At 61.1% G+C, this 16,004-nt stretch carries 13 protein-coding genes; 4 read left to right on the top strand and 9 right to left on the bottom strand.

Translation table 11 applies throughout. The annotated features are described in order from the left end of the window. Positions 1-9: 9 nt before the first annotated feature. Both SOM18_RS04490 and SOM18_RS04485 read left to right on the top strand, forming a co-directional pair. The gene (locus SOM18_RS04490) at positions 10-1,254 is read left to right on the top strand and encodes a PQQ-dependent sugar dehydrogenase (protein WP_320481388.1); all 1,245 of its coding nucleotides are present in this window, start codon (positions 10-12) and stop codon (positions 1,252-1,254) included. Positions 1,255-1,564: 310 nt separating this feature from the next. Continuing rightward, on the top strand, positions 1,565-2,818 hold the full coding sequence (locus tag SOM18_RS04485) for a multidrug effflux MFS transporter (RefSeq protein ID WP_414712100.1): 1,254 nt from the start codon (positions 1,565-1,567) through the stop codon (positions 2,816-2,818). Between the two features lie 552 nt (positions 2,819-3,370). Here the strand turns inward: SOM18_RS04485 and SOM18_RS04480 are convergent. After that, positions 3,371-4,264: an SDR family oxidoreductase gene (locus tag SOM18_RS04480; RefSeq protein WP_320481387.1), complete on the bottom strand. Its 894-nt coding sequence runs from the start codon at positions 4,262-4,264 to the stop codon at positions 3,371-3,373. A 94-nt stretch (positions 4,265-4,358) separates the two neighbouring features. Here SOM18_RS04480 and SOM18_RS04475 point away from each other — a divergent pair, with 94 nt between their 5' ends. After that, a complete protein-coding gene (locus SOM18_RS04475) occupies positions 4,359-5,195 on the top strand; it encodes a helix-turn-helix transcriptional regulator (protein ID WP_320481386.1) in 837 nt (278 codons plus the stop codon). Positions 5,196-5,501: 306 nt separating this feature from the next. On the opposite strand, the gene SOM18_RS04470 is transcribed toward SOM18_RS04475, so the two are convergent. From SOM18_RS04470 to SOM18_RS04455, 4 genes are all read right to left on the bottom strand, one after another. Continuing rightward, positions 5,502-6,644: an alpha/beta hydrolase gene (locus SOM18_RS04470; protein WP_320481385.1), complete on the bottom strand. Its 1,143-nt coding sequence runs from the start codon at positions 6,642-6,644 to the stop codon at positions 5,502-5,504. A 192-nt stretch (positions 6,645-6,836) separates the two neighbouring features. Then, the gene (locus SOM18_RS04465; protein WP_320481384.1) at positions 6,837-7,226 is read right to left on the bottom strand and encodes a hypothetical protein; all 390 of its coding nucleotides are present in this window, start codon (positions 7,224-7,226) and stop codon (positions 6,837-6,839) included. A 193-nt stretch (positions 7,227-7,419) separates the two neighbouring features. After that, complete coding sequence (locus SOM18_RS04460) at positions 7,420-7,977, bottom strand: hypothetical protein (RefSeq protein WP_320481383.1); 558 nt, start codon at positions 7,975-7,977, stop codon at positions 7,420-7,422. A 77-nt stretch (positions 7,978-8,054) separates the two neighbouring features. Beyond that, positions 8,055-8,357 (bottom strand): PadR family transcriptional regulator, encoded by a 303-nt coding sequence (locus tag SOM18_RS04455; protein WP_320481382.1) that lies wholly within the window; start codon positions 8,355-8,357, stop codon positions 8,055-8,057. Positions 8,358-8,708: 351 nt separating this feature from the next. Here SOM18_RS04455 and SOM18_RS04450 point away from each other — a divergent pair, with 351 nt between their 5' ends. Then, positions 8,709-10,238: a diguanylate cyclase domain-containing protein gene (locus tag SOM18_RS04450; protein WP_320481381.1), complete on the top strand. Its 1,530-nt coding sequence runs from the start codon at positions 8,709-8,711 to the stop codon at positions 10,236-10,238. A gap of 194 nt (positions 10,239-10,432) precedes the next feature. Here the strand turns inward: SOM18_RS04450 and SOM18_RS19410 are convergent, their stop codons facing one another. From SOM18_RS19410 to SOM18_RS04435, 4 genes are all read right to left on the bottom strand, one after another. Beyond that, entirely contained in the window at positions 10,433-10,816 is a 384-nt protein-coding gene (locus SOM18_RS19410; protein ID WP_414712099.1) for an NUDIX hydrolase, read from the bottom strand. 88 nt (positions 10,817-10,904) lie between these two features. Then, the gene (locus SOM18_RS04445; RefSeq protein ID WP_320481380.1) at positions 10,905-13,520 is read right to left on the bottom strand and encodes a TonB-dependent receptor; all 2,616 of its coding nucleotides are present in this window, start codon (positions 13,518-13,520) and stop codon (positions 10,905-10,907) included. 290 nt (positions 13,521-13,810) lie between these two features. After that, a complete protein-coding gene (locus SOM18_RS04440; protein WP_320481379.1) occupies positions 13,811-14,134 on the bottom strand; it encodes a hypothetical protein in 324 nt (107 codons plus the stop codon). A gap of 36 nt (positions 14,135-14,170) precedes the next feature. After that, complete coding sequence (locus tag SOM18_RS04435; protein WP_320481378.1) at positions 14,171-15,457, bottom strand: M16 family metallopeptidase; 1,287 nt, start codon at positions 15,455-15,457, stop codon at positions 14,171-14,173. Between the last annotated feature and the right edge of the window lie 547 nt (positions 15,458-16,004).

Genomic DNA, 16,004 nt, shown 5'->3' with positions numbered 1-16,004 from the left:
AGACTGTCCATGGCTGCGCTGTCGCTGCTGATCGGCTGCGGACCGACGGACCGCGCCGCACCACCGGCCGGCTCGCAGGCGCCCGCGCCACCGGTGAACTACGGCGCGGCGACCCCCGCGTCGTCCAAGCCGTTCAAGGTCGATCCCGTCGCCGCGTTCGACTCCCCCTGGGCGCTGGCCTTTCTGCCGGACCAGAAGATGCTGGTGACCGAAAAGCCCGGCCGGCTGTGGCTGGTCAGCGCGGCGGGCGTGAAGACGCCGGTCGGCGGGGTGCCGCGCGTCCACTTCGAGGGACAGGGCGGTCTGTTGTTCGTCGCCACCGCGCCCGACTTCGCGCAGAGCGGGCACGTCTACCTCACCTATGCCGAACCCGGCGCGGGCGGCGACGGTCTGGCGCTGGCGCGCGCGACGCTCGATCCCGGCGCGGCGCAACCGGTGCTGAAAGACCTTCGGGTTGTGTGGCGGCAAACGCCCCGCGGCAAGGGCGGGCAGTTCGGCGGCTACATCGCATTCTCGCCCGACGGCCGCTATCTTTTCCTCACCTCCGGCGAACGCCAGCGTTTCACGCCCGCGCAGGACCCCGATCAGGCGCTCGGCAAGATCCTGCGGTTGACGCTGGATGGCACGCCGGCGCCCGGCAATCCCGGCGCCGGCAAGGTCGGCGCGACCACCATCGGCATCATCGATCCGCCGGAAAATACCGGCGGTGCCGCCACCGCGCCGGTGCGCCAGGTCACGATACCCGGCCCGAACCTGACCCGGGCGGAGACCTGGACGACGGGGCATCGCAACCCCTACGGGCTGGCGTTCGATGCCAAGGGTCGCCTTTGGTCGACCGAGATGGGCCCGCAGGGCGGCGACGAGCTGAACCTGATCGAGCCCGGCAGGAACTATGGCTGGCCGATCGTATCCTACGGCAAGAACTACGACGACACGCCGATCGTCTCGCCCGCCGGCAAGACGAAATTCCAGCAGCCGGCGCTGTACTGGAGCCCGATTATCGCGCCGGCCGGGCTCACCTTCTATGACGGCACGATGTTTCCGCAGTGGCGAGGCTCCGCCTTTGTCGGCGGACTCGCATCGGAAGCGCTGATCCGCATCGCGTTCGACGGCGCGGTCCCCAGCGAAGTCGAGCGGTGGAGCATGGGTGCACGGATCCGCGCGGTCATGGCCGGCCCGGACGGGGCGCTATGGCTGCTGGAAGACGGACCTGACGGGCGACTGCTCCGCCTGCATTCCAATCGCGCGGGTTGAGAGTTCGACAGGGGGGGGAGCAGAACCAAATCTGCTAAGAGGCGCCAGCTCCGACGCGTGGCTTATGGCTTGAGAAGCCACGTTAACGCCGCACGGACGCCCGAATGGACGGTCAGCTGGTCCTTGGGGCTCTGCAACTTCAGACGCTTGTCCAAGAGGCCCGCGGCCACTGCCAACGAACGAGAATTGCGCCAAAATTCTTCAAAACTTGTCGGCACTGCGAAAAGCCAAGGTTAAGCGTAAATCACTGCTCGTGAGCCGCCGTTTAAGCGTACTGGTGGGCATGGTCATCAGCAGATTGTCGACCTAGATGGCGGCGATGATCGATAAGCGGACCTCCTCCATGCCCCCCGGTGAATTCGTCGCGTTCGTCGCCGCGCTGATGGCGGTCAACGCATTGGGCGTGGACCTGATGCTGCCTGCGCTCGCCGACATCGGCCATCAGCTTGCCGTCACGACGGCCAACCACCGACAGTGGATCATCACGGTCTACATGCTTGGCTTCGGTGCTGGACAGCTCGTCTACGGCCCGCTTGCAGACAGATTTGGCCGCAGGCCGATCTTGCTCGTCACCATTGCGGGCTTCGTGGCAGCCAGCATCTTCGCCGCAGGTTCGCAAACATTCCCCGCCCTTCTCGGCGCACGCGCACTCCAGGGCCTCATGTCGGCATCGACGCGTGTACTTGCGGTCACGATCGTGCGTGACCGCTATTCGGGTCGCCAGATGGCGCGCACGCTCTCCGTCGCCCAGATGATCTTCTTCCTGGTACCGATCATGGCGCCCAGTCTCGGCCAGGTCCTGCTGGCTTTCGGACCCTGGCGGTTCATCTTCTATGCGCTGGCGGCCTTTGCGGCTGTCGTCCTTGCCTGGTCGACGGTCCGTCTACGCGAATCCCTGCCGGTGGAACGTCGGTCGCCCTTGTCGCGGGCGTCGCTCGGCCGCGCCTACCGATTGACGCTAACGAACCGCTTCTCCGCGGGCTATGCCGTGGCGGCGTCGATGACATTCGGCGGCATCATCGCCTTCGTTTCGTCCGCGCAGCAGATCTTCGTCGATGAATTCCATGCCGGTGAACGCTTCACGATTCTGTTCGCCGTCTGCGCCTTCTCGATGGGCTGTGCATCCTTTGCCAACAGCCGCCTCGTCGAGCGGCTTGGCACCCGCCTCATCTCCCAGTCCGCATTGCTCGCGTTGATCATGCTGTCGCTTCTCCACCTCGTCGTAATCGGCGTCGGACGGGAGTCGCTGGAGACGTACATGCTGTTCCAAGCGCTCAGCATGACCTGCATCGGACTATGCGGGTCGAATTTCGGTGCGATGGCGATGGAGCCTGTCGGACACATCGCCGGTACCGCGTCCTCGATACAGGGTTTTATCACCAGCGTCGGTGCGGTGATCGTCGGCTCCATCATCGGGCAGGCCTATGACGGAACAACCTATCCGCTGGCCTTCGGCTACCTGGCGATCGGCGTTGCAGTTCTGTGCGTCGTGTACTTCACGGAAGGACGAAGGCTGTTCCAGGCTCGACATGCTAGTGGCACACAGAATTCGGGACACGAATAGACTAAATTACGGCCACTAGGCCTAATAGAATTTCCATTTTAAGCCGGACCCCCATTTAACGGACATTGCAGAGCAGTGCTGCGCACTACAATATCGTTCGATCTAATCCAACCGGCGCGTAAGTGCTCTGCTGGGCAAATGGATGGTTAGTCTCTGCCGTTCAGCTTCCTTAAAGCGAGCAGCCTTTTTCACTAGGTCACGTATGGCTGCACGACCAACAACCCTATCGCCGCCAAGCCAGCCACTGCCAAGCGCAACCGCAGATGCTAGGATAAGGAGGCCATAAGAGTCAGGTGCGAAATGCTCAATTATGTCGATGGTGCCCCTTTTGCCGTGATCGCGGCTTGCCTTCATACCGAGGCTTTCTGCTTGGCGACCGGCGGGCCTTTAGACCCACAAGCGATCGTTCAGTGCCCGAACGCGGCATCCCAGAATCGGCCGTTCGTTCACGTAACCGGCCGAGGCCATGGTGTGATCCTCAGGCTATAGTCACGCCGCTGCACGCCAGCGGAATCTACTCACATCAGCGTGCAACGGCGATCTGTTATCCGATCATGAGCTCGGAATGATCATCGCGGCGAGATCGGTGAGTAGATCGGGACCTGTAGGCTCCCATCCCAGCCGCTCCTGCGTCAAGACGCTCGACGCGGTCATGTCGAGAGCAGCGAAGGGAGCCATCCAGCCGAAGAAGCGCTCGATGTCTTCGGTTGCGATCGAACGTACCGGCAATCCGGTTCCCTCGCCGATGGCCTCTGCGATCGTGCGTGCATCGACGCCCTCCTCGACCGACGCATGGTATCGCGCGCCCGGCTCGCCGCGCTCGAGAGCCAGCACGTATAGCTTGGCGACATCGCTGATATGCGCGGCAGCCCAGCGCGTCTTCCCTTCGCCGAGATACGCCACCGCCCCGGCACGGCGGGCCTCGGCGATCAGCGGCGTGATCAGACCGGCCTTGGTAGTATCGTGCACCTGCGGCAGGCGAATGGTGCGGACATCGATGCGGCGGGCGATCAGCGCTGCGGCGGCCAGCTCCGTCACGATGCGCGGATTGGCGTGGAGCGGGTTAAGCACATCCTCGGTCGCAGGACCGCCGTTGCGCGGCGTTCCAATACCGATGCCCGAGGTTATCAGGATCGGCTTGTTGGTTCCCGCCAGTGCATCGCCCATCGCGGCGATGTTGCGTTCATCCTTTCGAGTATTCTCGACGAAGTTGGCAAAGTCGTGATCGAATGCGCAGTGAATGACCGCGTCAGCCGCAGCGACACCACTCGCAAGGGTCTCCGGTCGTTCCAGGTCGCCCCGATGAACATCGGCGCCAGCCGCTTCGAGCTGCTGCGCGCCCGCGTCGGAGCGAGTGAGCCCGAGCACATTGTGACCGCGGTGGAGTAGCTCGGGAATGACATGGGAGCCGATAAAGCCGGTCGCACCGGTCAAGAACACGCGCATGGAAATCTCCTCGTTGACGAGGGATGTATCGCCTTGCGCCCGACCCTGTTAAAGTAGTGAGCTTATCGTGGTATAAGCTGCAACAGGATACATCTTGTCTACTGACGCACCAAATTCGCTGGGCACATACCTGCGCGACCGCCGCACTCGCCTGGACCCGGCGACTTTCGGGCTCAGCGGCAGTCGCCGCCGTACGCCCGGCTTGCGCCGTGAAGAGGTTGCGAGCCGCGCGAATATCAGTCCGACCTGGTACACCTGGCTCGAGCAGGGCCGTGGCGGCGCGCCATCTGCGGATGTCCTCGATCGCATTGCGAAGGGGCTGATGCTGACCGAGCCGGAGCGCGAGCACATCTACATGCTCGGACTGGGTCGTCTGCCAGAAGCCCGCTATCAGCCGGTCGACGGCATCACCCCTCGCCTGCAACGGGTACTCGACGGGATGGTGCTCAGCCCCGCGATCATCAAGACCGCGATGTGGGACGTTGTCGGCTGGAACCGTGCCGCTGCGGTCTTACTGACCGACTATTCCAAGCTGCCGCGCGAGGGGCGCAACATTCTGCGTCTGATGTTCGGCAGCGACCATGTCCGCGCCCGCAATGCCGATTTCGACAGCATCGCCCGCTTCGTCGTCGGCGCCTTCCGCGCCGACGTGGCGCGCGCCGGCGCTAGCACCAGCGCCGAGGTGATAAAGCTCGTCATGGAGTTGTCTCGGCTCAGCCCTGAGTTCGAAGCGCTGTGGCAGGACAACGACGTGGTCGCTCACGGCGAAGGAATAAAACGTATTCACCATCCCGACGCGGGGCTGCTGGCAATGGAGTTTTCGTCGTTCGCCGTCGAAGGAAGGCCGGAACTGGGGATGATTATCTACAACCCCGCCACGCCTGACGATGCCGAGCGGCTGCGGGTGCTGCTGGATGAGCGTGAGAGCTGATCTCGGGTGAAGACGCCGGGGCACATTGGATCCATACCCGGACATTCGCGCGCCTTTCCGCGGTCCCCAACTTAAGACATTCATTCATCCCCCGCGCTGACTGAACTTGGCGCATGATCCCCCGCCATGGACGTCTTGAATGGAGAGGAGAGCGGAACAGCTGCTTCGAGCCAGGACAGGCGCGTAGCCGATTATGGTTCATGTGCAGCGGACGGCGACTTAGCGCTGTCAAACGCCCTTTAAAGGCTAAAGACCGGCGCGCAAAAGTAGCAGTTAATTAGTCGTCGAGCGGCAAAAGGGTGCGCGTTACCGCACTTGTCCCATCCCCGTGCCAATTTTCGACCACAGTGCATCTCGAAGCCAGTCGCCAACGACTGCCACGAGGCGAGGCGATCCGAGATACGGGCCCAACCTTGACGCCTCATCCGGCTCGCCTGCAACCGCGCCTTCTTGGAACGAATGACCGAGCCCGTCGAGCATTACAATTTGAGCGCGACGGTTGCTCGCCAAAGCGGCACGCGCCGCGGGTGCGTCATCCACCAGCGTATCCTTGGTTCCGTAGATCGCTAGAACGGGGATATGCAAGGCCCTGAGATCGGAGGCCGAGCGAAGCTTTCGTGCGCCCCAGGCCTCTGGAACGTCGATCATGGCGAGCGCTTGTTCCGCCTGAGCGCGCGGGAACCCCGCTGACTCGAACCGGTCGACGGCGTTGGAATGAAAACGTGCAATCGTTGCCGCATCTCCGCTGTCTACACGAGCCTGGAGCAAAGCCATGGCCGCATCCGTCGCCGGCCCGACGAGGGTGTCACGGCCCCCGCCAACCATCTTCATCATCTGCTTGTAAAGCCCCTTCCTGACATAGGGCAGCCCGTCGCCGACATTGCCCGCCAGCGTCACCACGGCCGCGATGTCGGGATCGGCAGCCGCCGCTGACGGCGCGATCACACCGCCCCCGCTATGGCCGACCAACGCAATGTGGCTGCCAATAATATCCGAGCGATGGCGCATCGCCGCGACCGCGGCGCGGGCATCCGCGGTCAGCCGCTCGACATCCTCCTCGTAGGTGCCCGTCGACTGCCCGACACCGCGCTTGTCATATTCCAGGGCAGCGATGCCGTCGGCGGACAGTCTTTTAATTATCTCGGAAAAGCCACCGCGTTTATTGGGCCCATTCCCCTCGATCAGCACGGCCAAAGGATAGGGACCCTTGCTGTGCCCTGCCGGCAGGTACAGCGTTCCCGCCAGAACAACACCCGGCTCAGATGAGATGCGAACATCGGTGGCGGTCGGCCCGGGCACGGCCAAGCGCGCGCGATTCGACGAAGGGATGCCGACCTCTGCCTGTGGCTGCGCCTCTACGCGGCCGGCGATGCCTGTCGCGAGAAGCGGAAGAAGGGCCGTCAGCATCCTATAGGGCGAGCCGCGGGACGCACTAGTCATGGTTTTCATTGTTGCTCCACTTCCTCACCAAGCAGCACGGCCGGTATGCCGTGCCGAAGTCCTTTCACCGTTCGCTGCCGAACAACCGCTCGTAACATTCAGCAGCTATCGCTCCGCATTATAGAAACATATGTAGATTTATGAGTGGTGCTAGGGCGGCTCTGACCAAATCATTCAAGCTGATGAACGGCCCCTTCGAAGTTATTTGCGAAGACGTGGCGTTGACCTTGTGAAATCATAGGGTGTCAAACCCTCATGTAACGTAATCCTGCTCGGCGTAGGTAGCCGGTCAAGGCGCAGCCTGCGCACCGAGCGTGTTCCATCCACGTCGAGCCCCTGATCGGCTACAACGCCGACGTCGACGTGGGGCAGGATGTACGGCCCATCTGCATCTCTCGCGACAATGTAGGATACCGTCCGCTGATCATTGAGCAGCATCTTGCCGTCGGCCAGCTTTACCGTGCCGCAGCAGTCGTTGGCGAATAGGCCGGCCTCCCCGGCATCAACGACAGGCTTACGCGGGAAGACGAGAAGAGTGATGAGCAAGACAGTGCCGGCAGCGACGACACCGAAACTGATAACTCGCCACATCTTCGCTCCCCTTTCACCGCGTCGGACACTGTGTCCCCGTCGGTTCTGCCCACACCTAGGCGGCGTTTTGTCGGCCGTAAGCGTCGAACCTTACCACCCTCGCTGTAGGCACAGAGCAACATATGTAGATTTAAGAGTCAAGTGACTCCGCAAAGTTCCGGTCGTTCGCCCGGATCGTCGAAAGCACCTCACACTACCGGGCGAGCAGTTCGGATGAGGCGTCCGATGAAATCCGAATGTGCCACCGCGAAATGGCTACCACCGCCACAAATTCGATCACCAGCTCCGCGATTGGCACCCCCAATGACGACAGATCGAGCATCAATACGCCCATAAACAGCGACAACGTGATCATTGCTGCTCCAATCAGCGTGCCGCACTTTACGATGCGCGGCCAATCCCCCTCTACGAGCATCCACGCGAGACAAAGGTGCGCCATACCGAGCAGAAGCCACGTGATAAGCAATATCGGGATTGCTCTGTTTTGAGACCAGATCAAATAGAGGTTCGGTCCGTCGCCGGAGCTTGGGATAACGAAAGGCGGACCGTCTGCCGAAGACAGGAAGCCGACCGCCTGCTGGAACTGCAGAGTTGCCATCGGAATGAGTAACCCCAGAGCAAGCGCGTAACTCGCAAGGATCAGGCGTCCTTCGCTGTGCTTCCCGATCTCTCGCCACGCTACGAACAGGCAGCCGAGAGCGAACTGGAATGGACGCCGATCCTCCACCGCAGCTTCGAACTCCGCTTCCATGGCCATCGCCCATGTTCGGCGATCCGAGCCGAGAGACCGACTGGCCAATGACAGCAGAGCTCGCGACACAGCTGATTTCACGCGAAGGCGGCCTTGGTGAAAGTCATTGGGCCGGCAGGTGTGGCCATACGCGCAAATGCCACTCCAGCACTCGTTAAACGGTATGCATGTCGAGCAGGACGGCCAGGGTGTTCCGGTTCACGCCACTCGGCCTCGACAAGCCCTTGGTCGGTCATGCGGATCAGTAGCGGGTACAGCGTTCCAGACAGGAGCCCCGTCTCTTTCATCAGATCGTAGCCGTGGCGCCACTGCTGAGTGTGCGCCGACAGTGCCTCCAGCAAGAGGAGCATTTGCTTCGATGGTCGACGATTACGGGCCATGCTTTTACTCAACCTAAGTAGAGTTATCTGTCAACTGTTCCCAGAAAGTATGGACCTACTATAGCACCCGATGGATGGCCGACTGTGGACGGCACTGCCCGACAGAGTGGGGCTGATAGGACCCATCAACCGCCGTCTACGGCGGACGGTACGCTTCCCAGTTTCGAACACCGGCTCATGTGTTTCGCATTAATTAAGCCAGCCCCCGTGTCCTGAGGGAAGCGTTCAGATAGAATGCCTTCACCTTTTGCGTTTAATTAGAGACGTGTGAAAGCCACTGAGAGCCCATTCGTTCGCGACATTCCTGACGGAACGTACGTCGAGCTTGTTGCCAGTCTGTGCGGCACGCGCATGCCCGCAGCGATCATGACGTTGCTGTTCCTCGTGGTTGGTGTGCTCAGCGTTCACGCCTCACGGGATATCGCTCTAGCGAGCTTGGTCGCTATAGGAACGATCGCGAGCGTAGCCCGCCTTGCCGTTTTGATCCGCGGGAGACGGCTGTGCGATAACCCCGAAATGCCCTTACTCACTGCCAAGCGTTTTGAGCGCCGGTTTGCACTCACCTATTGGGCCTTCGCGACTGTCTTCGGTCTATTTGCCGCACGATCGTACATGCTGCCGCTTGCAGAATGGCAGATGCCCATCGGCATTCTCGTCGTGGGATACGCCGCAGGAGCAGCATCTACGGTCGCTATGCGCCCTTACATCGTGATTACGAGCCTGATTGTCGCGGTAATCCCGCCAGCTTTAGTTCTTCTACTGCGGGGAGATCCGAATGCGATCGTTTCGGCTCTTTGCCTATTTGCGCTGCTCACAGGCGGCCTTCGTAGCGCTAGCCAACGATATCGTTCGCAGTTGGCAAAGACGACAACGCGACACGCCTTTGCTCGTCAGGTCAAAACGGATCACCTCACTGGGCTTGGCAACCGGCTGGCTCTCGCCGAGGCATTTGAGACAAACGCCCGGCCAGAGCGACACGGACGTATCGCGTTTCACTATGTCGACCTCGACGACTTCAAGCCGGTCAACGACCGGCTTGGTCACCAGGTAGGCGATAGCTTGCTATGCTTGGTCGCCGATAGGTTGCGGACATCTATAAATCCTGAAGACATGGTTGTTAGGCTTGGAGGCGACGAATTTGTCGTCGTGCAAATGGACTCCGAGTCTGACTTTGACGTTGAGCAACAAGGATTACGCATCGAACAGGTCTTGAACCGCTCCTATGTGTTAGAGGGCCATTCGGTTAACTGTGCCGCCAGCGTCGGATCAAGCCGCTCTACTGGTAACAATCAGAGCATGAATTGCCTTCTGGTGGCTGCGGACGAAGTGCTGAGGCGGAGAAAGGCAGAGCGAAAAAGCCGCCTTGGAAGTCCGCCTGTCAATACCGGCAGTCCCAACCAACGTGATGCGATTGATTACGTCTCGGTCGCGGAAGGACGCACAGACAGCCATTCGGTCGCGCACGACATGCTCAGTGATGGCGAAGCGTATGAACGATTAGCCGCTACCGGCATCGCCGCAACAACTTGGGAGAGTGCGCCGGATGGTCTTATTGAGACCGACAGTCCCAGCTGGCGGGCCTATACCGGTCAAAGCTATGACGATTGGAAAGGATATGGTTGGCTAACCGCCATCCATCCCGACGACCGAATAGCTACGATGCAGAAGTGGCGTGAGACCGTACACGATCGGCAAGCGGTTGACGCGGAGTACCGGCTAAGAGGGAAGGACGGGCAGTACCGTTGGATGAGTGTGCATGCCGTTCCGTTGTGCGCCAAGGACGGACAGATCGTCAGGTGGCTGGGTATCAACATCGATATTGATGATCGAAAGCAGCAGGAGCATTTACAACATAGCACCGATCTTTCGGTTAAAAATTAAAAAGACCCACAACCGGTCATTCCCATGCGAATTTCGACCTCCCAACTTCCGCCATTCGTTAATGTCCGCCGGACCTGAAGCCAGTCTTTACGGCGATAGCGTAACTGACCAATCACCGCGGGGCCGCGGTCCACTCCCCGGTTCCGATGAGCATGTGGCACAGATTTTCAGGCCAGACCTGTTCGTCGGTTACCTTAAGTTCCGCTTGGCTCCACCACCGGTGGACGGACATCACGGTATGCTCCATTTTTGGTCCAGTTAGCGGTCGACACGGTACTTCGATGGACCCGAACAACGAAAAATCGCTCGTCCGCCTCAACTATCTCGCCAGTAGGTAGTACAAAGGATGCGAGCCGCTGTGCGACTTGGCGGCCCGCTGTTTCGATCACGACACCTGTTTCCTCAAACAGCTCTCGGATAGCCGCCTGCTCAAAGGCCTCCCCTTCGGCAAGGCCGCCTCCGGGCGTAGCCCAGAAGGTTTGCCCGATCAGGGCGCCCTCCTTATGCTCGAAGCGAAACACCAAAACGCGATCGTCTGGATCAAGAATTAACAATCGGGAGGACGGTCGTCGAAGCACATCGTCCTCTAAAGCCGCAGGAACCGATCCGGCAAGCTAGAGCCGCGTCAAACACCCACCGTTTGCGGCAATCCGCGAGGCTCACGTCTCAGAAGAGCTTGCGCAGACCGAGCCGGACGGAGCGACCTAACGGATCGATGTACGCGGCTTGGAAACGGTTTGGGACGCGGTCAAGCCGATCACGCACGTTGATCCGATCGTTCAACAGGTTCTCGACAGTGAACTGCAGCATCATGGCTTTTGCCCAGGGACGTTTAACGATCTGGTCGACCTTGAGAGATGCGTAGGGCACGAGCCACGTCCGCCCCGAAAAGCGGAGGTCCGACGCTGCCAGGTCGCTGCGGATTCGGGTCGGCCCCTGCAACCGGCCGTACAGCCCAATGTTCGCAGCCCCGAGCGATCCGCTCAGGTTCAGTTCGGTTTCCCAGCGGGCCCGCCCACCGGTGCCGGTCAGCGTGTCGCCATCCAGCAAGTCCAGCGCCGGTAAATCGCTGCGCAACGACAGGCGACCGTTGAGCCGCCACGTCGTGGTCATCGACACATAGATTTGCGGCCTGGGCTTGGGCGCGGCTGGCGGCGGGCTGTCCTTCGCAGCGGTGCCGGCGGGCGGCGTCGGCGGCCGGGGGGTACGACCGATCGGCGTCGACAGGCTGAGCGTAACCTGCATCTTCTTTTCGCGTTCGCGCGCGATGTTGACCGGGCTGAGGTCGGCGCTGACGAGTTGCCCTGCGGCATTGCGCTGAAACGCGGCGGCAAACGCGCTCTGGAATGCGGCGGTGGCGCTGCCCAACGTCGCTGTCTGATTGCCGATGCGCGTTTCGAGATAATTGGCGGTAAGCCGCAGATCCTTTGCCTTGATCGGTGATACGGCCACACCCAGCGTGACGATCCTTCGGCGCTCCTGGGCCAGAGCGGCATTACCACCGGCGATCGTCGTGACGAACACACTGGTGCCGGTGGTGAAGTCGAAAAATGGCGTGTTCGGGGTGGTGACCGTCGGATTGGTCAGCAGCGCGATTGCCGGCGGAGTCTGCGCTTCGTTGACCGACGCGATCAATTGGATCGGCTGCACCGGCGACCATGTCAGGCCATAGTTGGAACTCACCAGCCGACCGTAGTCGGACACGTTCGAGACCCCGATCATAGCGTTGACCGACAACAGCCCGAGGAACGCAAGGACGTCCTGATTGGCCGAGGCGATCGGAAGATCCGCATTGACGCTTGCCCCCTTCGTCGTGCGCGTGAGGTCCAGCGTCGACTGTTGCAGACCCGGCAGGCTGCCCGAACTGCTCGATCTTGCGTAATCTCCCGTCAGCGTGATCTGCGCATCGCCGGCCGGCAGCTTGACTAGCGGACCGTTCGCGACCGCCTTCGTCAGCAAGGTGCCCGTCACGGTCCGGCTTCGATAGTCTTGACGCAGCGCGGACGCTTCGGGGCTCGGCATCGCCAGCGGATCGCCGCCGGCATCGATCGAGGCCTGCAAGTCGTCGATCGGAACGCCCTGTTGCGAACGCGCAAGCCCCCGCACCCGGTCGTAGCTGGTCGTGACGTTCCACCCCCAGCGCCGGATACTGCCCTGTAACAATCCCGAACCATGCAGGGTCAGGCTCGTGTTTCGCTGCCGGAGAACCGCGTCGGGCAGATAGCGGTATAGCAGGACGTCGTCGGCAAAGGGCAGCGCGCCACCCCCTCCCGGTACGTTCAGCAGTGCGGGCGCCAGACCGTTCAGGCCAATGCTCCGCTGCGCTTCCATCGACAGATTTAGCGATCCGCTCATCGACTTGCCGATCGGCGCCGCGACGGTGCCGCCGACGGAGATCCTGTCGGTGCGCTGCTGGAGTGAGCGATAGCGCCCGACATCGGTAACTGCAGGCGCACCGGCACCGGCACCGGAGACGTAGCCTGCCAGCGTCCGCCGACTTGCCGGATCGTTCGGCACTGCGGCGATCGTAACTGGATTACCGACCAGCGCATCCAGTGCGGGATCGATGCGACCCCCGCCTACCCCCGCAATATTGCCGCCAAGGGCATACAGCGTGTCCGGATCGGGCACGATCGCCCGTTCGCTTTGCAGGATCGGGTTGAGCCGCAGATGCGATATGGTCAGTGTCGCGCGGCGCGGGCCGTCGATACGGGCGGCGGTTACCTCGACATAGTTCGTCTCGCCCCCACCCTCCGTCGTGGTGCCGGTGGCCTGCTGATACTTGACGGCGCGAAACGTCTTTTTGGTGATGAAGTTCATTACGCGAACAGTGGCGGGGAAACCGAAGCGTGCAGCTTCGGACTCCGGCAAGACCTCGATCTTCTCCATCGCTTCCTGCGGCAGGCTGTAGAGCTCGTTCATGCTCGACATCCGCCGACCGTTAAGCAGATAGACCGGATCACCGCCGCTCGCCGACGTCGTGAGCGTTTTCAGGCGTTCAAGCAAAGTCTTCAGATCGGTCGCTCCCAGCGCCTGGATCGCCGCCTGATCCAAGGTCGCGGTCGGATCTACCGCTCCAACCGCGCTACCGGCGATCCGTTGAGCCGTGATGACGATGTCGTCCTTGCCGGACGATGGTGCCTCCGGAGGTATTTCCTGAGCCGTTCCCTCCCCGGAACATGCCGCACACCCTGCCAGAATGGCGAGCGCCGTCCGATAAGCAATAACCTGTAACTGGCATCTCGTGGGTCGGGGATCACGAAGTCTGTGATATTCGATCATCGTGACGGTCTCGCGAATGGGTTGGTCAGAGTGGAGCGAGCCATCGTGTTCGGAATGCGGCGCTTTCGGGAAATGGGAAGGGCATGAGCAGAGTCTGGTTCGTTCTCGATGCGTTAGCCGGCCAGATGGTCTCCCTGTTCGCTTTTAATGTCGTCTGATCAAAACAATCTGGAAACACGTCTTGGCGGACGCACCACGGCCATGGCCTAGATCGTTATACGGTTTTCGACCGCAGACGCGGTCCAGTCTGGATAGCTGTTGAAAGCGAGATTTTCCGCGACAGGGAGCTACTAGAAACGCCATTTAAATGTCACAGCCGCTGCCGGGGTCGTGGCAACAGGGCTCTTTTGCTGAATGACGTGGATGGTCGTGTCGGCGTTTAACGGCCCTTTGAATTCGGCAATGAGGGGCTTGGCAGCAAATCCGCTTACGTCACCCAGCCAGATGTCCATTCCCTTTGGAGCGCACACGATGATCTCGTCTAACTGCCCTCGATCCAAGCACGTCGGTTCTCTGGGGCGCACCTTGGCAAGGTCGAAATCCACGACCTTTGGAACGACCGTCATAGGTCCGGTCTGCGATGCGACCGCTGCGACGATTAGGACGATTCCCATCCGTGTCTCCCTGTTCCGGCCTGGCTATTGTCGTAGTTAGTGGCAGCTCGCCCGCGACGATGCTGCATCCAGTGCGGTCCGTATCGCCTGACGAGGGTCCACCACCCGGGCAAGCTCCGGTGCTTCGACCCGGACATGTTCGTGGCCGCTCTGCCATTGCTGGCGCCACCAAGCATTCCCAGTGCTTGCATCGATCGTCGGCAACCAGATCCGAGCACGCCGCAGCAAAGCGCTCGGAGCGATCAGCTTCCTGTCTGCGGCGATGGCGTGAGATAGATCCTTTGCCAGTTCGACGTTCTTGGCGTGGCCCATGTCTCCAGTAATCTGCTCGAGCTCCTGGATCAGGTCACGCCTCGCCCTGTCCCATTCGTCTGCAGAGAGGCCCGCCGTACCTAGTCCGCATGTGGTACGTTTGAGGTCGACCAGTGCTGGCTGCCATGCGTCGCCCGTGAAGTTGTCCCACAGCATGATAAGCCGGTGGCCTTGCTCACCATTCTCGATGAACATTCCGACCTTCCCCGACGGACTGCCAGGCTGAGCTCTTGCCAGTCGATTGTTGACCGCGCGGATCGCCAGCCTGTCCATGAGCTCTGCGTCCATCTGCGATCTTTTGGAGCCGCGTGACGAAAGTGTCGGCATCGCCACGGTGATCAGCGCTGTCCTGCGGCCCTGCGGCAGAGCCGAGAAACTGATCGGCGCGATGCGATCGTAACGCAAGCGCGGAACAGGGACGTGGACGACCGGCGACCCGATGCTTTTCCAACTTCCGAAACGTTGGGCGATAAGAGCCTTCGCGGTGGTCGGATCGACGTTTCCGACGATCACGACCATCATGTTTTCTGGTCGGTACAGGCGGCGGTATAGGGCGCGGATCGTTTCCACGCTCGCTGTCGGTACGTCGTCAGAATTCTGCCCATCGATCACGTCGGTCGGAGATCCAGGTGCTACGTCCGCGATGTAATCGGCGTAGATCACGTTGCCGGGCTTCCTGCCAGCCATCTCGCGCATCACGTCCGCACGCTGGTCGTCCACTGCATCGGACCTGAACGTGAGATCGGTCGCGACCTCGCGGAACAGACGCAGCAATGTGTCTAAGTCGGCCGTCCGCGTCGTCTTGGTCGACACGAAGTAATTGGTCTCGCGCCAGCTCGTCGTTCCGGCGGAAGGTGCGGGGAAAGTCAGCGGCAAACCGATCTTCGGCAGATAATGCAGATCGTTCGGCGCGTTTAACGTTGGACTGACGAATACGAGATGCTCGATGAGGTGTGTCAACCCGCGCTCGCCCGGCCGTTGCTCCTCGATGAAGCCACCTTCGTTTCGCATGAGCAGGCCTATGCCTGGTTCGTCTCCCTGCCTCGGGAGGATCGCATAGCGTACACCGTTCGGAAGACGCCCACTAACTACAGGCCTCCAGTCGACTTTCTGTACAGCGTTCGATTTTTCAGCAATTATCGCGGTACGGTTAACGTCGCCCGCATGTATGGCGGACCCACTGGAGAATAAGGCGACGACGCCTAGTCGGAGAAGCCAGCTCGCGAATACTCTGAAGCGCAACTTCCAGCCTCCTACCGACGTCCGGCCTGCCTTCTTTCGCCGGTCCGGAACGAAACTTGGGATATCATGCGAGGTATTTAAGGCGATAAGGTGGCAGATCGCGTGAGGCTTCCGGTCAGAACCTTGCGTCAGCGGAGACCCAGTATCGGACATTCCCCGCCCGTTTCGGCTCCCCACTTTCTGCCATCCATCCATATTGGCAGCGGAGCCGATGCCGAGCCTCGGTCTTGATTGATGCACCGCCCGCTTTCTCAAAAGGATCCCGTTCGTGAAAGCTCGGGCGTTCCGCCCTGGTCTCCGCTTTGGAAGCGTCGGC

Origin of the sequence: Sphingomonas sp. CFBP9019 (assembly GCF_034045155.1) — a bacterium.
Taxonomy (GTDB): domain Bacteria; phylum Pseudomonadota; class Alphaproteobacteria; order Sphingomonadales; family Sphingomonadaceae; genus Sphingomonas; species Sphingomonas aerolata.
This window is presented reverse-complemented; position numbering and strand designations above follow the sequence as displayed.